Genomic DNA, 1,064 nt, shown 5'->3' on the forward strand with positions numbered 1-1,064 from the left:
GCGCGCCGTCCGTGGCCCAGCCGCGCTCGACGGCTTCGGCCAGCGTGCGTTCGTCGATGTCGACAGCCAGCACCCGCGTGTCGGGATACGCCGCGCGCACAGCGGCGGCGAACGAGGCGCCCACCAGTCCGAAACCTACCACCGCTATACGGCGAAACGCCTGATCAGGTTGCGTTGTATGCTGGTGTGCCATGAAACGGGAGCGCCTTTCTAGCATAGGGGTTCATTCCGTGTTCCGCAAGCTCCCGCTGCGCGGTCTCCTGCGGGTTTCATTCTAGCATTATTCGGCACGTCCGATGGCCTGGTGGAGCGCCGCCACTTCTTCGGCATCGAGCGCGCGCCACGCCCCGCGCGGCAGATCGCCCAGATCGAGCGGGCCGAACGAATCGCGATGAAGCGCCAGCACCGGATGGCCGACGGCGGCCAGCATGCGCTTCACCTGGCGCTTGCGACCTTCGCGGATGCCCAAGCGCACGATAGAGCGCCGCGTCGCGCGCCCTTCGCACACGGCCGCATACTCCTTCGAGGAGCGCGGCGGCACGGCGGCGGGAATCTCCAGCAGACGCTCGGCATGGCGAGCCGCCCCGCCCTCCACCATGCGCACGTCGGCCGGCTGCGTCGGGCCGTCGTCCAGCTCGATGCCGCGCCGCAGAAGCGCCAGATCGCGCTCGGTCGGACGACCCTCGACGCAGGCCAGGTAGCGCTTCGTCACATGATGCTTCGGATGCAGCAGGCCGTTGCCCAGCTCGCCGTCGGTGGAGAACAGCAGCAGGCCCGTCGTATCGAAGTCCAGCCGCCCGATGGGGAACAGCCCCGGATAGCGCTCGGTCGGCACGAGCTCGGCCACGGTACGCCGTCCCTGCGGATCGGACATGGTGGTGACGAACCCGGCCGGCTTGTGCAACATGATGGTGACGGGCCCGTCGGCCAAGCGCACGACCGCGCCGTCCACCGCTACCTCGTCCACGAGCGGATCCACCTTGCTTCCCAGCTCGGTCACCACCTTGCCGTTCACGGTCACGCGCCCCGCCGTCATAAGGTTCTCCGACCCCCGCCGGCTAGCC

Annotated in this window: 1 protein-coding gene and 1 pseudogene; both read right to left on the reverse strand. The window is 68.9% G+C overall.

The genetic code is table 11. The features are described 5' to 3' along the window. A pseudogene (locus ACMO6A_RS09645) lies at positions 1-193 on the reverse strand (prephenate dehydrogenase/arogenate dehydrogenase family protein); the annotation flags it as partial. 87 nt (positions 194-280) lie between these two features. Then, positions 281-1,064 (reverse strand): pseudouridine synthase (locus ACMO6A_RS09650; protein ID WP_418471167.1); only part of this gene is annotated, 784 nt, incomplete at its 5' end.

The organism is Eggerthella sp. (assembly GCF_048329335.1).
Taxonomy (GTDB): Bacteria; Actinomycetota; Coriobacteriia; order Coriobacteriales; family Eggerthellaceae; genus Eggerthella; species Eggerthella lenta.